Origin of the sequence: Coralloluteibacterium stylophorae (assembly GCF_018122625.2) — a bacterium.
GTDB classification, from domain to species: domain Bacteria; phylum Pseudomonadota; class Gammaproteobacteria; order Xanthomonadales; family Xanthomonadaceae; genus Coralloluteibacterium; species Coralloluteibacterium stylophorae.
The window spans coordinates 225,819-247,082 of record NZ_JAGQFT020000001.1; the positions used below are offsets into that span (position 1 = coordinate 225,819).

The following is a 21,264-nucleotide window of genomic DNA, read 5'->3' on the forward strand; positions in this document are numbered from 1 at the left end:
AACAGGGGATTCAGCATGGATGTTTTCTGGGCCGCTCTCACGGGCGATGCCTTGCACATGGGCATCGGGGCACTGGTTGCCGCGTTGTCTCTCGCCTTCCTGTGGTTCGTCGTGGTGCAGGGCATCTGGCTGTGGTGTTCGCTGCGACGAGCGAGAGGCGCTCTGAAGCGGGTCGCTGCACAGCCCCAGCCGGATCCGCGGCCGCAACTTGCGCAGGTGTTCGCTGGACGCCGCTACATCGGCCTCTGGCGCGAGTACGAGGAAACCCTGCATGCGCAGAGGTCCGAAACGGACATAGAGCGGTCCGTGCAGGCGGTCCGGGCCACCGTGCCCGCGGAATCCTTCTTCAACGGCGAACTCATCGTCGACGCCCGCCTGCATACCGAGTTCTTCAAGCACCTGCCCGGGATCTTCACCGGCCTTGGCATCATCGCCACCTTCAGTGGCCTGATCGCGGGCCTGCAGAGCTTCGACGTCACGGCCATCGATCCGGAGGCGCTCAAGCAGAGCCTTGGCGGTCTCTTCGGACATGTGTGGAACGCCTTCATGCTGTCCGCCGTGGCCATCGCCCTGGCGATGATCTGCACCATCATCGAGAAGCTGGTCTACGCCTCGACGCTCCACCAGACGGCAGGCATCGCCGCTGAGCTGGACGGGCTGTTCAAGGCGGGTGTCGGCGAGGAATACCTCTCGCGGCTGGTCGCTTCCTCGACGGAGGGTACGGCGCAGACGAAGCAGCTCAAGGAAAGCCTGGTCGAGGACCTGAAGGCGCTCCTGACCAACCTCACCGAGCAGCAGATCCAGGCGACGCGCCAGCTCTCCATGGACATCGGCTCGAACCTTGAATCGAGCCTGCAGGAGCCGCTCAGGAAGATCGCCGACACCGTCAACGTGGCGAGCCGCGATCAGTCCGAATCGGCGGGTCGCATGATCGAGAACCTGATGACGGCCTTCATGGCGCAGATGCGCGACACCATGGGCGGGCAGATGGGCGAGCTCAGCGCGATGATGCGGCAGAGCGCGGAAGCGGTGACCCAGGTGGAGGCGAGTCTGCGCACGCTGGTCGGGGACATGCAGCGCGCATCGCAGTCGTCGTCCGAAGGCGTCCAGGCGGCGATGGCCGAACTCATGACCTCGCTGGCGAGCCATGAGCGTCAGCAGAGCGAGGCTGTCGGCAATGCCCAGGTGCAGATGCTCGCGCAGATCCAGGCGGCCACGGAAAAGATGGCGGCTGCACAGGAGAGCACGTCCAGCCGCGTCAATTCGGCGGCGGCCGAGGCCTCCGACCGCATCTCCGCCGCCGCTGCCGAAGCGCAGCGCGCGAGCGACCAGGCTGCTGCCCGGGCGGTACAGCTTGCGACGGAGATGGGGGAGACGACGCTCGGCGCGATCGGTCAGTTGGAATCCGGCGCAGCGAGGATTGCGGACATGCTGGCTGCCCTGGATGGGGCAGCGGCGCGGCTGGGGCAGTCCGGCAGTTCGCTCGCCGGAGTCCAGCAGCAGGCGGCAGGGCTTGTCGGGCAGATCCGCGACGCGTCCGAGCTGCTGCGCCGGAGCAGCGACACCGTCGCCGCCTCGTCCGGCTCGCTCGCCAAGGCATCGGCGCAGATCGAGCTCGTCTCGGGGTCGATGGCATCCGAGGCGGATGCCCGCGATGCCTCGCTGCGCGAGGTACAGGCGGCGATGCTGCGCAGCCGGGAAGCAGCCGAGGAGTTCAAGCAGTTCTCTGGTCTCGTCACGGACAAGATGGCGGAAGCCGTCGGCACCTTCGGCGACAGGACCGTCGCTGTGCTCGACCGCAACCTGGTCTCGTTCGACAAGGAGCTGACCAATGCAGTCGACAGCCTGCGCCAGCTGATGGAGCGTCTGGCCATCCTGGCTGCGGACCGCGTCGAAGCGTAGGAGCGGGGCGATGCTTGGAGCGATGGCTCGACCGCGGCGACGCGGCAAGGACGATGGCGAGAAGCCGTTCTGGATCAGCTACGCCGATCTCATGACCGCGATGATGGTGCTCTTCCTGAGCGCGATGGCGGTGACGATCGCCGCGGTGACCCGCGTGGTGGAGGGGCCGGCGGAAGCGAGAGCGCGCGAGATCAAGGCCGTCTGCGAAGAGCTGGAGCGCGAGCTGGGGGACGTGCCGGACATCAGGATCAACTGCGCCGACCACAGGATCAGCTTCGGCGACGTCGGCCGCTTCGCCGTCAACAGCTATCGCCTGCCGGTGGAGGCCGACGCGGCACTGGCCAGGCTGGTGCCGGCGGTCCTGGACGCTGCGGACGGAGAGCTGGGCCGGCGCTGGCTGAAGCAGGTCGTGGTGGAGGGCTACACCGATACCGTCGGCGGCTATCTCTACAACCTGCACCTGAGCCTGCAGCGATCGGAGTGGGTGCTCTGCCTGCTGATGGATCCTGCCAAGAACGCGCAGCTCGAACTCACGCCCGCACAGCTGGAGCGCGTGCGCCGCCTGTTCCTCGCCGGTGGCGTGTCCTTCAACAACCAGCGCCAGACCGCCGACGAGAGCCGGAGGGTCGAGTTGCGGATACAGTTCTACGGCCTTGGCGAAGAGCACGCGTCGCCGCATGTGGACGCCGATACGCAGGCGCCGGAAGGCGATCGGTGCCAGCTGTGAACAGCGGGTGCGTGTTCCAGCGGCAGCTCGCACCGGCACTGGGTCGCCTTGCGGAAGGCGCGTTCCGCGGCGGGCTGGCCGCTCCTTCGCAACTGGCCGGAGCTGCCGCCAGGCTGCGCGACGAGGTCGGGCGCCAGCCGTCGAAGGCGATGACCGAGCCCTTCCTCGACATCGCCATCGAGCGCCTGGCGGCGCACGGAGCCGATGCCCTGCGGCCCCGGGACGATCTGGTTCTCGCCGCTGGCCTGGGCAGCTCGCGCCCGCAGTTGCAGGGCCGCTCGGTGGCCGCTGAGCCGAGCCTGCTTCCTGTCCTGCTCCAGCGCTGGCGGGGCCGCATCGATGATCCGATGCTCGGGTCGCTGCTGTGGCGATCGGTATTCCTGGCCTACTTCCATGCCGACGACGAGATGCAGCGGGACGGCATGCGCCGATTCCTGACGGCGACGCTCGCGTCGCTGGAGATGGCTCCCGCTGCACCGGGTTGGCTCCAGACCGTGCTGCGCCACCGCGCCGTGCTGGGGGACTCGCCCGCCGGGCTCTATGCGGAAGCCTGGATCGATGGCGACGACGTCGGCCTGCGTGAACTCTCGGATGACGCGGATCTTCCGGAGGAAAGCTGGTTCTGGGGCGAGTTCGTCGGCGAGGTGGTGGCCGCACTCTGTGGACTCCGGGACAGCGCGCTGCTCGCTCACCTCGACCGAGGCATCGATCTGGCGATGCGCCATCCGCAGCACGCCGACTCCATACTTGCGGCGTTGCTCGAGCGCGTCGCTGCGTCCGACTCGCCGCGACCGCACGAAGGCTTGCTGCAGTGCCTGCTGGAAGCCTGGGGCAACCCTCAACTCGAACTGTCGGACCGGGCACATCGGTGGTCGCAGGTCTCCAGCGAGGCCCGACGCCTCGTCTGCCGCTGGCTCGCCGAGGACGACCTCAAGGACTTCTTCGCACTCATCAAGTCGTCGCGCGAACTCGACGACGACTACGACACGCGCCGCTTCGACTACTGGAAGCGGTTCACAGGCCAGATGAGCTACACCAAGCTGATCCTTGGCCCCTCGCTCAGGACCAGTACGCACCCGGACGTCCGGCGCTTCATCGGCAAGCGGCGCGGACGCCTGGGCTGGCTGACCGGAACCACCTCCGACAACATGGCCATCCTGATGAAGATCGGGAACTGGTGGTTCGTCGAGTTCGGCCAGACCGGCAATGCCTGCTATCCCTATCGGGACGATCTCAAGCCCTTCGACCTGTCGAGGATTTCCCTCGACCACCGCGCACAGCTGGCGAACCGGCACGCGGTGAAGGCCAGCGGCTTCGAAACGACGATGGTGCATCGCGGCGACTGGGAGGAACGCTTCGACGCGACGCTGGCGCGCGTGGACATCTGGCCTGACGGCGTGGCCAGAGGCCGCGCTGCACAGCAACGCCGCGTTGCCGCTCCCCGAATCGTCGAGATCGGCAACGGAGCCTCCTCCCTCGCACTGCCCGAGCGGATCGCCGACGAACTCGAGCACATCCGGCGTACCGACGTGGACAACCGCCAGCGCGGCGGAAGGCTGTGGGTGGAGGTGTGGAAGCGCCCGTCGCCGGAGCTGATCGGCGAGATGACCAAGGCCGGCTTCAGGTTCGCCAACCCGCGAGGCTTCTATCGATGATGGGATTGAACCTCGGCTTCCGTCGCAAGGCGAAGGCCGCGCCGCCGCAGACCGCCTGCAAGCCGACGGAGCAGGGTTGGCTGTATGCGGTGCAGCTCGGTGGCGCCGACCCTGCTGCGGCCTACCTCGCGCAGTTGCTGGAGGAGGGGCGCGCCCGAGCGGTCGTCGAGGGGATTCTGCTGCCGTGGAGCGTGCTCTACGCCCTGCAGCGGGATCCGCAGCACGATGCCAGCCTGCCGCTGCTGGGACTCCCTCCTGAAGCTGCGGAACGTCCGGCGCTCAGCGCCCTGGGCACGCCGTCGGATCCTTCGTTCGTGGTCCGCATCGATGGCTGGTTCAGGCCGGGCGAGCCACCGGCGGAGCAGGCGATCAGCCGCACCGGGCCCGTGCTCCATCTAGACGACGGCGACAGGCTGTTGCCGGAAGCGGCCCACGACCTCCTTCGCCAGATCGAGGCGCTGGCCGCCGAGGGAGGCCACGGCCAGCCGGAAGACCGGATGCTGGCCATGGGGCGCATCCAGGCGCTGGCCGCGGCCGCGGGCGCACGGCTGGATACGTATCTCGCACGTTCGCCGGTCGTGGTCCCTGACAGGATCGACATCGAGCTGCAGCGGCACGAGGCCGCCGGAATGGACGTCGTCGAGGTGACGCCCAGGCCCGAGCGCGCGCCGGACCGGTGGGTCGACCAGTTCGACCGCTACGGCAGCGTCCGCCCGCGCTACGACGTTCCCACGGACGACGGCGGGGTCACCCACGTGGTGCTGCCGGAACCCGTGCAGCGCGTGGCCGAAAGCATCAAGCGCATGCCCGCGCGCCGCCTGGGTGGCAGCGAAGCCGCCAGCTTCGTCCGCAATCCCTATCCGTGGCTGGGCGACGGTGCGGAGGATGTCGTCCGCCCGGACGACTTCGAACGGGCGCGCCGGCAGGCGGGCCTGATCGAGTGGGAGCTCGACCTCGAGCCGCAGGATGGCGGCTGGGGCGTCCTGCTCACCGATCCCGCCGGTGAGCAGGAGAGCCGGGCACTGCCGGATCTCGATCTGTCCGACGGACGGGAACTGCTCGTCGCTGCGGTCCTGGCCCGCAGCCGGGGAGAGAGCGCCCTGCGCTGGCGCGGAAGCGACATCGCCCTGGCCGGACTGACGCTGGAGTCGCTCGCCCGCATCGAACGGGCCAGCGTAGATGCCGCGCGCGGGACAGCGCCTTCCGACGGCGGCCTGTTCGACCTCGCCGGCTACAGCGACCGCGTCGTTGGCTTCGACGGCAAGCCCGTGCTCGTGCCGAGGGTGCCGCGTCGGGACGATGGGCAGGAATGGGCGCCGGACGGCATCCCCATCGATGTGGAGCGGGTCGATCCGCTCACCGGTGAGGTCAGCACCGTCAGGCTCCAGCCGGGCGATGTGCGCCAACTGACCGACCGGGTGGCGGAGGCGGAGCGCACTGGCGCCGCGAAGGTGCGGGTGCCGGGGCTCGAGGACGAGATCCCGACCGCCGAGGCGCGGGCATGGGTCGATGGCCTGAAGGAGGCGTCGCGTCGCGAGCCCGCGCCGCCAACGGTTCCGAAGGACCCCAAGCCCAGCGAGACGCTCTCGCTGCGCATCCTCCACAACATCGAGCAGCTGGATTACCGCCAGGACTGCGTCGATCTCGATGAGGATGCGCAGGATCCCGTCCTGCCCGCGGCCCTGCGCCCTGAGGTCAGGCTGCTTCCGCATCAGCTGAAGGGCCTCGCCTGGATGCAGCAGCGTCTCGCGCGCCGGGAGGAAGGTGTGCGCGGCATCCTCCTTGCCGATGACATGGGACTGGGCAAGACCCTGCAGAGCCTCTGCCTGATGGCGTGGTACCGGCAGAGCACGCCCGTGCCGCGGCCGTGCCTGGTCGTCGCGCCCGTGTCCCTGCTGGAGAACTGGCGCTCGGAGATCGCCAAGTTCCTCGATGGCTCCCAGGGCCGCACCGCCGCACTCTATGGCCAGGAACTCGCCGCGCATCGGCTCGCGCCGCACGAGATGCCGGCCGACCTGCGCGAGCGCGGCCTGAAGAAGGCGCTGCGGCCGGGATTCGCCGGCGGCGCGGCCTTCGTCCTCACGACCTACGAGACGCTGCGCGACTACCAGCTGTCCTTCGCCCGGGAACAGTGGGGCGTGCTGGTCTGCGACGAGGCGCAGAAGATCAAGACCCCCGGTGCGATGGTCACCCGAGCCGCGAAGGCGATGCAGGCGGATTTCAAGATCGCCTGTACCGGCACACCGGTCGAGAACTCGCTTGCGGACCTGTGGTGCCTGTTCGACTTCTTCCAGCCGGGCCTTCTCGATTCCCTGACGCGGTTCACCAAGGTCTTCCGGCAGGCGATCGAGCAGCGCGTGGACGGCCACGACGTGCTCGTCGAATCCCTGCGCAGGCAGATCGCGCCCTGGGTCCTGCGGCGCATGAAGAGCGACGTGGCCGACCTCCTGCCGAAGACCGACGTGCCGTGCGAGCTGGCGATGTCGCCGCGCCAGCGCGCCCTCTACGGGAGTGCGGTCCGCGCTGTCAGGGATGCCATGAGCGACGGCAAGGCAGGCAGCGGCGCGGCGATCCTCGGGCTCCTGCACCGCCTGCGGGTGATCTGCGCGAATCCATTGGCGGCGGACGACCCGAAGGCGGAGTACCTGCCGGTCTCGGAGCATCTCAGACACTCTCCCAAGCTCGCCTGGCTGCTCGGGAAGCTGGAGGAGATCAGCAAGGGCGGCGCCGATGGCCGCGGCGAGAAGGCCATCGTGTTCACCGAATTCCGGGAGATGCAGCGCCTCGTGCAGCGTGCGGTGGCGGGGCGCTTCGGCATTGACGTGTCGATCGTCAATGGCAGCACTTCGGTCGACCCGGATGCCGAGGCTTCCCGGCAGGCCATCATCGACCGCTTCCAGGCGCAGCCGGGCTTCGGCGTCATCGTGCTGTCGACCACTGCGGTCGGCTTCGGCGTCAACATCCAGGCCGCCAACCACGTCATCCACTTCACGCGCCCGTGGAACCCGGCCAAGGAGGACCAGGCGACGGACCGCGCCTACCGCATCGGCCAGGAGCGCGAGGTGTTCGTCTACTGCCCGACGGTGGTGGGCGACGGCTTCGAGACCTTCGAACAGCGCGTCGCGGAGCGGCTGGCGACGAAGCGGGGGCTGTCGCGCGACATGCTGTCGCCGGAGCAGGGGATCGCGATCGACGAGTTCGCCGACCTGGAGGGCTGAGCGGAAGGCGGGCCTGGACCAGGTGCGGTGCCGGCACTGTCTCGCCTCCTGCGAAGGCATTGGAGACAATCGCCGGCTGCCGGCGCGGTGGCCGGCGCCAGGAGCCGCAGGCGCATCGCCGCGGCTGGGAACAAGGACAGAATCAAGTGAACCAATCCGCCCTCTCCGCCTTCATCTGGTCGGTCGCCGACCTCCTGCGCGGCAACTACAAGCCGCACGAATACGGCCGCTTCATCCTGCCCTTCACCGTGCTGCGCCGGCTCGACTGCGTGCTGGCGCCCACCAAGGACAAGGTGCTCGCCGAGCACAAGAGGAAGACCGACGCCGGGATCAACCCCGACCCGTTCCTGCGGCGCCTCGTCGGCGAGGTGCGCTTCTACAACACCTCGCCGATGGACCTGCCGAAGCTGCTCGGCGACCAGGACCACGTTCGCGAGAATCTTTACGAGTACGTGCAGGGTTTCTCGCCGGAGGCGCGCGACATCTTTGAGCGGTTCGACTTCTATACGCAGGTCGAGCGACTGGCCAAGGACAAGCTGCTGTACCTGGTGACCGAGAAGTTCGCCAACATCGACCTGCACCCGGACCGCGTGGACAACGCGCAGATGGGGCACGTGTTCGAGGAGCTGATCCGCAAGTTCGCCGAACTTTCCAACGAGACCGCAGGTGAGCACTTCACCCCGCGCGAAGTCATCCGGCTGATGGTCAACCTGATCTTCATCGAGGACGACGACGTACTTGCCGCCGGCAACGCCGTGGTGCGCACCATCTACGATCCGACCGCGGGAACCGGCGGCATGCTCTCGGTGGCGGCGGAGCATCTCATCGAGCACAACCCGGCCGCGCGGCTCAGCCTGTTCGGGCAGGAGCTCAACGACGAGTCCTACGCCATCTGCAAGGCCGACATGCTGATCCGCGGCCAGGACGTCGGCAACATCGTCGCCGGCAACACCCTGAGCGAGGACGGCCATGTGGGCCGCCACTTCGACTACATGCTGTCCAATCCGCCCTTCGGCGTGGAATGGAAGAAGGTCGAGAAGGCGGTGCGCGCCGAGCACGAACAGAAGGGCTTCGACGGCCGCTTCGGCCCCGGCCTGCCGCGTGTGTCCGACGGCTCGATGCTGTTCCTGCTGCACCTGGTGTCGAAGATGGCACCGGTGGTGAACGGGCAGGGCGGCAGCCGCTTCGGCATCGTGCTCAACGGTTCGCCGCTGTTCACCGGTGGGGCTGGCAGCGGCGAGAGCGAGATCCGTCGCCATCTGCTGGAGAACGACCTGGTCGAGGCCATCGTCGCCTTGCCGACCGACATGTTCTACAACACCGGCATCGCCACCTACGTCTGGATCGTCAGCAACAAGAAGCCCGACGACCGCCGCGGGCAGGTGCAGCTGATCGACGCCAGCGGCTTCTGGCGCAAGATGCGCAAGAGCCTGGGCAGCAAGCGCAAGGAAATGGGCGAGGACGACATCGCCACCGTCACCCGCCTGTTCGGCGACTTCACCGAGGCCGAGCGCGTCACCGTGCTGGATGCTGACGGCCGAGAGATTGAGCGACGCATCATCACCGGCACCGACAATCCCCCGGCGGTGCCCGAGGGCGGCAAGCTCAAGCGCGTGCCGATCTCCCGCATCTTCGACAACGAGGCCTTCGGGTACACCACCATCACCGTCGAGCGTCCCCTGCGCGACGAGGTCGGCCAGATCGTCCTCGGCCAGAAGGGCAGGCAGAAGGGCAAGCCGCAGCCGGACAGTTCCCTGCGCGACACCGAGAACGTGCCGCTCGGCGAGGACGTGCAGGCCTACTTTGAGCGCGAGGTGCTGCCGCACGCGCCGGATGCGTGGATCGACGAGAGCAAGACCAAGATCGGCTACGAGATCCCGTTCAATCGCCACTTCTACGTGTTCGAACCGCCGCGCCCGCTGGAGGAGATCGACGCCGAGTTGAAGCAGGTGGCCGGGGAGATCATGCGAATGCTGGGGGAGCTGGCGGAATGAGCCTGCCGAGGTATCCGGAGTACAAGGACAGTGGGGTTGACTGGCTAGGGAAAGTGCCGGCGCACTGGCAGGTACAGCCGTTGAAAAGCCGTTACGCAGTTGTAGGAGGCTCAACACCAAAGTCTGATGTGCCGGAGTACTGGGACGGTGACATCCACTGGGTCACTCCTGCGGACCTTTCGAGACTGTCGGGCTTTGAGATACGTGGATCGCTTCGAACGATTACGGATGTAGGGCTACAGACGTGCCGCACGTCGCTCGTTCCTAGCGGCAGCCTCATTCTTTCGACGCGCGCGCCTATCGGGTCGCTGGGTCTGGCGACTATGGAGATGTGCACGAACCAAGGCTGCAAAGCTCTCGTGCCGCAGTCTGGCGAAGTGTCCAGATTCGCCGCATACACCCTGAGTATCGCGGGGTCGGCGCTTAATGTGCGTGGCAAAGGAACGACTTTCTTGGAGCTGTCGGGCGACGAGTTAGCTAGCTTCCGGCTCGCGTTCCCTGAGAGGGAGGAACAGGCGGCGATTGCCAGGTTCCTAGACCGCGAAACCCCCAAGATCGACGCACTGATCGCCGAACAGGAAAAGCTGCTGGCACTGCTGGCCGAAAAGCACCAGGTCACCATCTCCCACGCCGTCACCCGCGGCCTCGACCCCAAAGCCCCGATGAAGGACTCCGGTATCCCGTGGCTGGGTGAGGTGCCGGCGCATTGGACGGTAGCGATGTTGCGCAGGTTCGTCGCCATTTTCGAGCAAGGTTGGAGCCCCGAATGCGAATCTCGGGTGCCGGAAGAGGGCGAATGGGGGGTGCTCAAGGCTGGCTGCGTGAATGGCGGTGTGTTCGACGCCGCGCAGAGCAAAGCACTTCCATCATCGCAGCAGCCGAGACCGGAGTTGGAAGTGGAGTCTGGAGACGTCCTGATGTCCCGCGCCAGCGGGTCCCCAAAGCTGATCGGCTCTGTGGCGTACATCGTCGATACTCCTTCAAAGCTGATGTTGTCGGACAAGATCTTTCGTCTCCGTTTATCTGCTGACGTCGATCCTGAGTTCTTTTCGCTGCTGATGAGGTCGCAGCCACTTCGTCAGCAGATTGAACAGGCCATCGGGGGTGCGGAGGGACTCGCTAATAACCTTCCGCAATCCAGCATCAAGGATTTCTGGCTCTGCGTTCCGCCGAAGTCTGAGCAGAGGGCGATAGTCGAGAGCACCCATACCGAAACGGCATCGTTGCGCCTGCTCGCTGAGGCTGAGCAAAGGTTTGTGGATTTGCTCAAAGAGCGCCGCAGCGCCCTGATCTCCGCCGCCGTCACCGGCCAGATCGACGTGCGCGGCGAAGTGGAATCCGCCGCCGCATGACCCGCGCCGAAGACTTCATCGACGACAGTGGCCTGCCTGACATCACCTACCGCACCGACGCGCCGGAAGAAGTGGTCCATCCGCGCGTCACCCGGCGCGATGGCGTGGCCATGGTCTACCTGCACAACGAGCGCTATACCCCGCATGGCGGGTTCGTCCCGGTGGCAACCTTCCTGCAGCGCCTGGCCCGGCGCGAGCCGAACCTTGCTGCGACCGCCTACCGCGCCAACGGGCGCCAGACCACGATCTCTTTCAACAAGGCTGATCGCGTGACCCTGTCGCCGCGTCTGCAGGCGTGGCTGTCCAGCCTGGCGGCCCCGTGCGAGGGCAGGAGCGCAGCGGTCGTTGGATTCCTCGCCAACCTGATGCCGCTGTATGTCGGCGAAGAATGCGACGGCCTCTGGTGCGCGCGTTCACTGCAGGACGGCACACTGATCCTGCCGGTGGACGAATCGGAGTGGGACGAGGAACGTGGCACCGTGCGCGTTCTCTGGCAGGGTGATGTCGCGCGCGCGAGCGAGGTGGATGGCGGCGACATCGCCACCCTTGCGCTGGAGCGCTACGTGCGCCTGCATGGCGTCGGCGCCGATGAGGAGGCGATTGCCGCCGAGCTGTGGTTCATGGCCGAGCATTTCCGCTTCAAGACCGGCTGCGACATCTATCTCCCACAACTGGATGCGCCGCCCGGTGCGCTGGCCCGGCTCGGCCGGCAAGCGCGGGAGATCGGGCAGGGCATCCTGGTCAACCTGCTGTCGCCATGAGCGACGCGCTCGATGCCTGGCAGGCGCAGTGGCCGCTGCTGTTCCGGGCGCTGGCCGATCCCGATGTCGCGATGCCGTCGCCGGGGAACGGCGGCCTGGAGCAGGCCTGCGCCAGTTGGGGCGCCCTGCACCATGCCCTGCGCTGCCTGCTGGGATGGGAGGATGTCGGGCGCGGCCTGGCATGGTGGTACGCGGCCGGTAGGCCTGTCGTCGATTCGCCCGTGCTGGCGCTGGTCGAACGCGTCTGGGGCCGCGACGACCTGCTCGACTACTACGCCGCATGGGCCTGGAAGCCCGAAGATGTGGGTTGGCTGCGGCCGCAGTCGACCGATCCCACGCATCACCCGTCGCCAAGTTGGCTGGCGCAGCACGCCATATGGCGGGACGAGGACTGGTGGCGCGCCTTCCTGCGCCGCGGCGCAGTCAGGCGCCACGACCCGTTCTACGGCGGGAGCGACCCGCTGCACCTGTCGGCGCATGGTGGCGACGAGGGCGCCGCGCCGTCACCGCGGGCTCGGCTGATGCTGCAACCTGGCGAGCATCGTGCAGTGCTGGTGGCGGGTGAGCTGGCGACCTGGCATGCGGACCTGCACTCCGCCGGACAGGCGCTGCCATCGCTGGGCGAGCGCTCGTGGCGCGTCGACGTGTTCGACCGTCTCGGCGGCTGGCTGGGCGAGTACCGCCGCAGCCGCGTGAGCGGGCGCTGGTTCACGGGACGACATGCGGTCCACATGCAGGGCATTCCCGGCCGATGACGCACATCTCTCCGACCCGGGGAGCAGCCGCCGTCGCCACCACACGAGCAGGAACATCAAGGAGGAAGGCATGAGTCAATTCGACAGCACCAAGCGCTCGCTCGAGGACGTGCTGAAGGACGTCAAGGCCGGCAAGATCCAGCTGCCGGACTTCCAGCGCGGCTGGGTGTGGGACGACAGCCACGTACGCAGCCTGCTGGTCAGCATCGCGCGGGAATTTCCGGTGGGCGCGGTGATGCTGCTGGAGACCGGCGGCCAGACGCGCTTCCAGATCCGGCCGGTGGAAGGCGTCAGGCTGCCGCACGACGTCGCTGATGCCGAGCTGCTGATCCTGGACGGCCAGCAGCGCCTGACCACGCTGACCCAGGTGCTGTCGATCGACGGACCGGTGGCCACCCGCAACGAGAAGGGTCGCGCCATCGAGCGCTACTACTACTGGGACATCCGGCGGGCCCTGGAGGGGGTGGAGTCGCTGGATGAAGCCATCGTCGCAGTGGAGGCCGACAAGCGCCTGCACGAGAACTTCGGTCGCGACATCAGGCTGGACCTGTCCACGCCGGAGAAGGAGTACCAGCAGCTGTATTTCCCTTGCCGGCAGATCATGAACTCCAGTGCGTGGGAGCAGGGGCTGTTCAAGACCTGTCCCGAGCACTTCGCCGTCTACATGGAGTTCCGCGAGAAGGTGCTGGAGCCATTCCGCAAGTATCAGCTGCCGGTCATCGAGCTGCACAGGGCCACGAGCAAGGAAGCCGTATGCCTGGTGTTCGAGAAGGTCAACACCGGCGGCGTGCCGCTCAACGTCTTCGAGCTGGTCACCGCCACCTACGCGGCCGATGGCTACAACCTGCGCGACGACTGGTTCGGCAGCGCAGAGCGCGAAGTCGGGTCGCGCCAGAAACGGCTGGCCAGGGAACCGGTGCTGGCCGTTCTGGAGTCGACCGACTTCCTGCAGGCGATCGCCATGCTGCACACGCTCAAGTGTCGGCAGGACGACATCGTCGCCGGCAGGATGGGCAAGCAGGTGACACCCGTCAGCGCAAAACGCGCCACGATCCTGGAGCTGCCGCTAACGGCGTACAGCGGATGGGCCAACGCCGCCGAAGAGGGTTTCAGGCGTGCCGCCAGGTTCCTCAGGCGCGAGTGCGTGCGCGACGCGCGGGACCTGCCGTACCGCACCCAGCTCGCGCCCTTGGCCGCTGTACTGACGTTGCTCGAGGAGCGCTGGAGGGAGCCGCGCATCTACGACAGGCTGGCGCGCTGGTACTGGTGCGGCGTACTGGGCGAGCTGTACGGCGGCGCGGTCGAGACCCGCATCGCCAACGACGTGGAGGACCTCCTGGCCTGGATCGACGGCGGAAATGCGGCAGCGGAGCCTCGCACCGTCCACGACGCGGCCTTCCGTCCCGACCGGTTGGACCGCATGAGCTCGCGCCAGAGCGCCGCCTACAAGGGGCTCAATGTGCTGCTGCTCCGCGAGAGGGCAGCCGACTTCTTCTGGAAGGGCACCATCTCGGAGCTGGACGCGGAGGAAACCGCGCTCGACATCCACCACATCTTTCCGCAGGCCTGGTGCGAGAAGCAGAGCATTCCGAGGAAGCAGTTCAACACCGTCGTCAACAAGACACCGCTGTCCTACAGGGCCAACCGCATGATCGGCGGAGTGGCACCGTCGATCTACCTGGCCAAGCTGCAGAAGCACGAGCAGGTCAGGATCGACGACGCCACGATGGACGCCATCCTCAGGACCCACGCCATCGATCCGGGCCTGCTTCGCAGCGACGACTTCCACGGCTTCTATGCCGCGCGCAAACAGGCGTTGCTGGCGCTGATCGCCCGGGCGATGGGAAAGGACGTACAGCCGGTCGACCCCGGCTTGAGCGGAAACGAGGCGGTCGACGAGGAAGCGGAGGAGCAGCAGGCATGAAGCTCGGCAAGGATCGTGACGCTGTCGCGCCTGCTCGCGCTGCGAGGCCCGTCTAGTGAGCAACCACCCTCAGACCATCCAGATCTTCCTGCCCTCGGGAGACCCGCAGGGCATTCGTGTCGCCGAAATCACCACGCGCATCGTCAGGGTGGTCGAAGTTCCGCGCCGCCTGATGGGCGCTTTCCTGGCGATGCCGGAGTCGGACCAGGTGGGCGTTTACTTCCTCTTCGGCGAGGACGAGGCCAGCGGCCGCGAGCAGGCCTACATCGGCCAGACCGGTCTGCTGCGACAGCGGTTGTCCACCCACAACACTAGCAAGGACTTCTGGAGCCGCGCGGTGGTAGCCGTCTCGCTGACCCAGAACCTGACCAACACCCATGCCATCTACCTGGAGTGGTGCTCGATCCAGCAGGCACAGGAGGCAGGGCGCTATCAGCTGCACAACGGTACAGCCGGCGGCCGCCCGCATACGCCCGCGCCCATGGAGGCCGACTGCCGCGAGATCCACGACACTCTGCGAACGCTGCTGGCGACGCTGGGGTATCCGATCTTCGAGCCGTTGAGGAAGCCGCCACAGTCCGCCGCAGTCCAGGAGCTTCGCTATTACTGCCGTGGACCGGATACCGAAGGGATTGCCGAGTACACCACGGAAGGCCTGGTGGTGCTGACAGGCTCCACCGGAAGACTGGAGACAGTTGCGTCCTTTCCAGAACGTTCCCGCCTCATGCGCGAGGACCTGCTGCGGCAGGGTGTGATCTCGATCCGGGGGACGCAGATCAGGTTCGAGACAGATCATCTGTTCCGCTCCCCAAGCGCTGCGTCCACCGTCCTGCTGGGGCGCCCGTCCAACGGCTGGGACCACTGGAAGGATGCGGCAGGCCGTTCGCTCGACACGGTGGAGCGGCAGATGGCCCAGGCCGAAGCAGCGGGCAGAGGCGTGGAAGCGCGACAGGCATGATTTCGGCCGCTTTCATCTGGAGCATTCGAGACCGAAGGAACGTCTGCTCATGGCGCTGAGCGAAGAAGATATCGATTACTTGTTTCGCTTCGTCGGCTATGGGGATCCGAAGAGTCGGCTGTGGTTCGTGGGGATCGAGGAGGGTCAGCAGGGCGGTCCGGACGCAGTCAAGCCTCCGGCTCGGAGCTCACACGAGAATGTGGAACGCGATGGGCCTGAGCTGCACCACGACCCGACGCTGCCCTCCGGAGAAAGCAATCGGGTTTGGGCCATGTGCCGCGGAATCGCCCAGGCGTGTGGCATCCCCAGCTATTTCATGTCCAACATCGCGCCGGTTGCCAGGAGGAACATCAGGGTCATCCTCCCGGGTGGCCTGGACAGCAGGGCGTACCGGCAGCGTGTGCAGAACGAACGGGTTCCGCTGTTGGGAAAACTGCTCAGGGAGCAGCAGGACAGGGTAGCTGTCTTCCATGGCAAGGCCGGGTGGCGGACGCACGGCGTGATCGGGCAGCTCTGCGACGAGGAAGAGGTCGAGTCGCTGGACGGTGCTCCCGGAGTCCTCGTGTGCCACCCGCGGCGCATCCTGCTGGCCAACACGTTCGCGTACGGGCGCCGGTGGATCTCCGAAAGCGACCAGCGCGCGATCGAGCACCAGGTCGATGCCTGGCTGGCGGGCAGCCGGAGCGGCGCGCGATGATCGGGGATGCGGCGGTTCGGCGGCTCGCGGCACGGGTCGATGTCGAGCCTTGGATCATGCGCCGGCTTCTCGATCTGTCCGCATGGCATATGGCCGCGGCCGGGTTCGAGGAATTCTTCAACGTCGACTTCTTTGCGGAGCTGCTCGAAGCATTGGGGCCGAGGGTGCCGGCGATGGACGACACCGCGTGGCACTGCCTCGCCCGCGTCAGCGCGCTGCCGGCAATGCTCCCGCAGACGGCGGTTCCGGTGATGGCCATCGGCAGGACCGCCCGTCGCGAAGGTTGGCAGCGGGTGGCGGAACTGCTGGACGTTCCCTCCGATTGGAGGCTCGATCCCAGGCAAAGATGGCCTGCGTTGTCGCAGGTGATCGACTACCTCGACCTGGTCGAGGTGCTCGTGGCGAAGGAGCTGGCGAGCATCGATGTCGGCATGCAAGGTCTCTGCGAGGAGGAGCGGATCCACCGCACCGTCGTCGCGCTCTTTCGGGACACAGACCTGCCTTCGCTCATCCGGCGTACCGAACAACATGCGCGGGCAGCGCCGGTTCTTCCCGACCATGGAGTCACCCCTGAACATATGGTCCCAGGATCGCGCCGGCTGGGCGTTCGGGACGCAGTCCTGCGGGCGTGCCAACTCGCTCAACCCGCGGTGGCAGGGCGGATTCGTTTCTGATTGCGCGACCTGCGACCTCAACGTTGGAATGTGGCCACGGGCGATCTCAGGTTGGCGTTGCGAACACTGGCGGACTTGGATGGGGCCCTGCCTTTGCCCGCTCGTAGCTACTAGGAGCTGAAGGTTCGGGCAGGGAGGGCGAGCGCCCATCCGTTCCTGTCCGCAGCTCGCTTGAGTACAGACAAACTCAGTCGCTATAGTAAAGCGAAGCTATCGCATGGAGCTGCGCTGGCTTCATGTTCAATCGGGGATTTCGCATGAACCAGCAGGTGGGCTCCCACCGTGCGGGCCGCTATGTCCGCCAACCCACCGGCTATCGGGCCTTCATGCCCGCCCCGCTGCCGCCGGACCCGCAGGTCGCCCTGACGGGCGAGCTGCCCGGCCTGCTGTCCCAGGCCGACCGGGCGCTGGGCCGGCTGGACGGATCGGTGCTGACGCTGCCGAACCCGGACCTGTTCGTCTTCATGTACGTCCGCAAGGAAGCCGTGCTCTCCAGCCAGATCGAGGGCACGCAGAGCTCCCTCCAGGATCTTCTCGCCGCCGAGGCCGATCTTTTCGACGAAGCGATGCCGCGCGACGTCGACGAGGTCGTCAACTACGTGCGGGCCATGAAACATGGCCTGTCACGGCTCGCCGACCTGCCGGTGTCGGTGCGGCTGATCCGCGAGATCCATGCGCAGCTGCTGGACGGTGTCCGTGGCGGGCGCCTGCAACCGGGCGAACTGCGGCACAGCCAGAACTGGATCGGTCCGGCCGGCTGCACGTTGGCCACCGCCAGTTATGTGCCGCCGCCGCATGAGGAGGTTCCGCAGGCGCTGGCGGATCTCGAGCGGTTCCTGCACGGGGACGACGATCTGCCACCGCTGGTGAAGATCGCCCTGGCCCACGTGCAGTTCGAGACCATCCATCCCTTCCTCGACGGCAATGGTCGCGTGGGACGTCTGCTGATCACGTTCCTGTTGACCGAGTGCGGTGTGCTGCACAAGCCGGTGCTCTACCTCTCGCACTTCTTCCGAAGGCACCGGCAGGCCTACTACGAGCATCTGCAGGCCGTTCGTGACAGCGGCGATTGGGAAGCGTGGCTGGGGTTCTTCCTGCGGGGTGTCGTCGAGGTGGCGGGCGAAGCGGCGGAAACCGCGCGACGTATCCAGTTGTTGCGTGAGCAGCACCGCACCGCGATCACCGACCGGCTTGGACGTGGCGCAGGGAACGGCCACAGGGTGCTGGAGCGCCTGTTCGATCGCCCGATCCTCACCGTTGCCGACGTGAGGGACCTGACCGGCACCACCTATCCGGCTGCGAACAATCTCGTTGCGAGGCTTGTCGAGCTTGGCGTACTGGTGGAGATGACCGGCTACGCGCGCAACCGCAGGTTCCGATACGAAGCCTACGTGCGCCTGTTCACCGACGAAGTTCCAGCCGAAGGGGCGGCTTGAGCATGAACCTGCACCAGGAGCATCACTTCGAGCGCGAGATCTGCGCGCACCTTGCCGCGCACGGCTGGCTGCATGCCGATGGCGACGCAGCCGGGTACGACCGCCAGCGCGCCCTGTACATGCCGGACCTGCTGGCGTGGATCGAAACGACGCAGCCGGACAGCTGGCAGCGCCTGGCGAAGACGCATGGCGCGGCGATGGGCGAGCGCGTCGCTGAGCGCGTGCGCAAGAACCTGGACGAACGCGGCACGCTTGAGGTGCTCCGGCGCGGCGTGGAGATGCTCGGCCTCAAGGAGAGGCTGACGCTGGTCCAGTTCAAGCCCGCGCTGGCCCTCAACGCGACGACGCAGGCGCACTACGCGGCAAACCGCCTGCGCGTGGTGCGCCAGGTCCGGCACTCGCTCAACAGCCCGAAGGACGCGCTGGATCTCGTCCTCTTCGTCAACGGCATCCCGGTGGCAACGGCGGAACTGAAGTCCGATTTCACCCAGTCGGTGCATGACGCTGTCAACCAGTACCGCTTCGACCGTCAGCCCCACCCGAAGGGAGGACTTGCCGAGCCGCTGCTGTCGTTCCCGGGCGGCGCGCTGGTCCACTTCGCAGTGAGCCAGGCGGAAGTGATGATGAGCACGCGGCTGGCCGGTACCGGGACTTGGTTCCTGCCTTTCAACCGCGGCAACCACGGCGCGGCCGGCAACGCGCCCAATCCGGAAGGCTTCGCGACCGCCTACCTCTGGGAAGAGGTGTGGCAGCGCGACAGCTGGCTGGAGATCCTGGGCCGCTATCTGATCGGCAAGCGCGACGGCAAGAGGCAGCTGAAGTCGCTCATCTTTCCCCGCTATCACCAGCTCGATGCGACACGGAAGCTGGTGGCGGACGTGCTCGCGCAGGGGCCGGGCCAGCGCTACCTGATCCAGCATTCCGCCGGCTCCGGCAAGACCAACTCCATCGCCTGGAGCGCGCACTTCCTCGCCGACCTGCACGGGCCGGACCACCGCAAGCTGTTCGACAGCGTGCTGGTGGTGTCCGACCGCAACGTGCTGGACGCGCAGCTGCAGGAAGCGATCTTCGACTTCGAGCGCACGACTGGCGTGGTGGCCACCATCACCAGCGAGCACGGCAGCAAGAGCGAGCAGCTCGGCCAGGCGCTGAAGGACGGCAAGAAGATCATCGTCTGCACCATCCAGACCTTCCCCTTCGCGCTGAAGGCGGTGCAGGAGCTGGCGGCGACCGAGGGCAAGCGTTTCGCGGTCATCGCGGACGAGGCGCACAGCTCGCAGACGGGCGAGGCCGCGGCGAAGCTCAAGCAGCTGCTGAGCGCCGAGGAATGGGCGGCCCTGCAGGACGGCGGCGAGGTCGATACCGAGGCGCTGCTCGCGGCGCAGATGGAGGCGCGCAGCGCGTCCAGCGGCCTCACCTATGTCGCCTTCACCGCCACGCCCAAGTCCAAGACGCTCGAGCTGTTCGGGCGCCAGGGCGCGGACGGGCGGCCGCAGCCATTCCACGTGTATTCCATGCGGCAGGCGATCGAGGAGGGCTTCATCCTCGACGTGCTGAAGAACTACACGCCCTACAAGCTCGCCTTCCGGCTCGCGCACGACGGCCGGGAACTGGACGAGACGCAGGTCGAGCGGAGCGCGGCGACCAAGGGGATCATGCAGTGGGTGCGCCTGCATCCCTACAACATCGCGCAGAAGGTGCAGATCGTCGTCGAGCACTACCGCGAGAATGTCCAGCCGCTGCTCGAGGGGCGTGCGAAGGCCATGGTCGTCGTCGCCAGTCGCAAGGAAGCGGTGCGCTGGCAGAAGGCGATCGGCGCCTACATCGCCCGGCGCGGCTACGGGCTCGGCGTGCTGACGGCCTTCTCGGGCGAGGTGGACGACCCGGAGAGTTATCCGGCGCCGGTCGGCGAGAACAGCGCCGACCTCAATCCTGGACTGAAGGGTCGGGACATCCGCGAGGCGTTCGCCGAACCCGGCTACCACCTGCTCCTGGTCGCCAACAAGTTCCAGACCGGCTTCGACCAGCCACTGCTGTGCGGCATGTACGTCGACAGGAAGCTTGGCGGGATCCAGGCCGTGCAGACGCTGTCGCGCCTGAACCGCGCGCACGCCGGAAAGGACACCACCTACATCCTCGACTTCGTCAACGAGGCGCCGGAGATCCTTGCCGCCTTCAAGACTTACTACGAAACCGCCGCGCTGGAAGCGACGACCGATCCGGAACTCGTCTACGACCTGCGCGCCAAACTCGACGCCAGCGGGCACTACGACGATTTCGAGGTGGAACGCGTGGCGAAGGTCGAGGTCGATCCCAAGGCAATGCAGGCGCAGCTCAGCAGCGCCATCGCACCGGTGGCCGATCGCCTTCTGAAGCGCTACCGCACGGCCCAGCTCTCGCGCGCACAGGCGCTCGAGGCGGGCGATGACGCCGCTGCGCAGGCCGCCAAGGACGTGATGGACACGCTGCTGCTGTTCCGCGGCGACATGGAATCGTTCGGCCGGCTGTATGCCTTCCTGTCGCAGATGTTCGACTACGGCAACACCGGCATCGAGAAGCGCTTCCTGTTCTACAAGCGCCTGGTCCCGCTGCTGGAGTTCGGACGCGAGCGCGACAGCGTGGACCTGTCGAAGGTGGTGCTGACCCACCACACCCTGCGCAGCCTGGGCAGGCAGACCATGGCGCTGAACGCCGACGGCAGCTATCCGCTGAAGCCCATGGACGCCGTCGGCAGCGGCGGCGTGCAGGAGAAGCAGAAGGCCTACCTCGCCGAGATCATCGAGAAGGTCAACGGCCTGTTCGAGGGCCAGCTTACCGACGACGACCAGCTCGTCTACGTCAACGGCGTACTCAAGGGCAAGCTGCTTGAGAACGAGATCCTCGTGCAGCAGGCGGGCAGCAACAGCAAGGAGCAGTTCGCCAACTCGCCCGACCTCAAGGACGCGCTGATGCAGGCGATCATCGATGCCTTCGAGGCGCACACGACGATGAGCGGCCAGGCGCTCGGCTCGGAGCGCGTGCGGGAGGGGCTCAGGGACATCCTGCTCGGGCCGGCGCAGCTCTATGAGGCGCTGCGGGCGAAGAGTGGGAATATGCGGTCTGGGGCGGGAGTGGGGGGAGGGTCGGCCTGAGCGTCGGCATCGGGTCGGAACAGGGCCTGCGGCTGGTGCCCGGTCTTGGCGCGCTCTCCGCCAGGTATGCACTACGGCGC

Annotated in this window: 14 protein-coding genes; all 14 read left to right on the top strand. The window is 66.9% G+C overall.

The window, feature by feature from the left end:
- Positions 1-15 precede the first annotated feature (15 nt).
- The 14 genes from zorA (at position 16) to KB893_RS01025 (ending at position 21,184) form a co-directional block, all read left to right on the top strand.
- Complete coding sequence (gene zorA / locus KB893_RS00960) at positions 16-1,902, top strand: anti-phage ZorAB system protein ZorA (protein ID WP_213173320.1); 1,887 nt, start codon at positions 16-18, stop codon at positions 1,900-1,902.
- A 22-nt stretch (positions 1,903-1,924) separates the two neighbouring features.
- Entirely contained in the window at positions 1,925-2,629 is a 705-nt protein-coding gene (locus KB893_RS00965) for a flagellar motor protein MotB (RefSeq protein ID WP_246505152.1), read from the top strand.
- A gap of 11 nt (positions 2,630-2,640) precedes the next feature.
- A complete protein-coding gene (locus KB893_RS00970; RefSeq protein WP_213173321.1) occupies positions 2,641-4,284 on the top strand; it encodes an EH signature domain-containing protein in 1,644 nt (547 codons plus the stop codon).
- Positions 4,200-7,502 (top strand): DEAD/DEAH box helicase, encoded by a 3,303-nt coding sequence (locus KB893_RS18515; RefSeq protein ID WP_338026825.1) that lies wholly within the window; start codon positions 4,200-4,202, stop codon positions 7,500-7,502. Before KB893_RS00970 ends, KB893_RS18515 begins: the two co-directional genes overlap by 85 nt.
- Positions 7,503-7,648: 146 nt before the next feature.
- A complete protein-coding gene (locus KB893_RS00980) occupies positions 7,649-9,496 on the top strand; it encodes a type I restriction-modification system subunit M (protein ID WP_213173322.1) in 1,848 nt (615 codons plus the stop codon).
- Complete coding sequence (locus tag KB893_RS00985; protein ID WP_211927937.1) at positions 9,493-10,848, top strand: restriction endonuclease subunit S; 1,356 nt, start codon at positions 9,493-9,495, stop codon at positions 10,846-10,848. The genes KB893_RS00980 and KB893_RS00985 overlap by 4 nt, the downstream gene beginning before the upstream one ends.
- On the top strand, positions 10,845-11,609 hold the full coding sequence (locus KB893_RS00990; protein WP_211927936.1) for a hypothetical protein: 765 nt from the start codon (positions 10,845-10,847) through the stop codon (positions 11,607-11,609). The genes KB893_RS00985 and KB893_RS00990 overlap by 4 nt, the downstream gene beginning before the upstream one ends.
- Positions 11,606-12,364: a hypothetical protein gene (locus KB893_RS00995; protein ID WP_211927935.1), complete on the top strand. Its 759-nt coding sequence runs from the start codon at positions 11,606-11,608 to the stop codon at positions 12,362-12,364. The genes KB893_RS00990 and KB893_RS00995 overlap by 4 nt, the downstream gene beginning before the upstream one ends.
- 70 nt (positions 12,365-12,434) lie before the next feature.
- A complete protein-coding gene (locus KB893_RS01000) occupies positions 12,435-14,288 on the top strand; it encodes a GmrSD restriction endonuclease domain-containing protein (RefSeq protein ID WP_213173323.1) in 1,854 nt (617 codons plus the stop codon).
- A 55-nt stretch (positions 14,289-14,343) separates the two neighbouring features.
- Entirely contained in the window at positions 14,344-15,246 is a 903-nt protein-coding gene (locus KB893_RS18640) for a GIY-YIG nuclease family protein (protein ID WP_211928189.1), read from the top strand.
- A gap of 49 nt (positions 15,247-15,295) precedes the next feature.
- A complete protein-coding gene (locus KB893_RS01010; RefSeq protein ID WP_211928188.1) occupies positions 15,296-15,943 on the top strand; it encodes a hypothetical protein in 648 nt (215 codons plus the stop codon).
- On the top strand, positions 15,940-16,617 hold the full coding sequence (locus KB893_RS01015) for a hypothetical protein (protein ID WP_213173324.1): 678 nt from the start codon (positions 15,940-15,942) through the stop codon (positions 16,615-16,617). Before KB893_RS01010 ends, KB893_RS01015 begins: the two co-directional genes overlap by 4 nt.
- Before the next feature lie 257 nt (positions 16,618-16,874).
- Complete coding sequence (locus KB893_RS01020; RefSeq protein ID WP_213173325.1) at positions 16,875-18,053, top strand: Fic family protein; 1,179 nt, start codon at positions 16,875-16,877, stop codon at positions 18,051-18,053.
- Positions 18,054-18,055: 2 nt separating this feature from the next.
- The gene (locus tag KB893_RS01025) at positions 18,056-21,184 is read left to right on the top strand and encodes a type I restriction endonuclease subunit R (RefSeq protein ID WP_213173326.1); all 3,129 of its coding nucleotides are present in this window, start codon (positions 18,056-18,058) and stop codon (positions 21,182-21,184) included.
- Positions 21,185-21,264 lie beyond the last annotated feature (80 nt).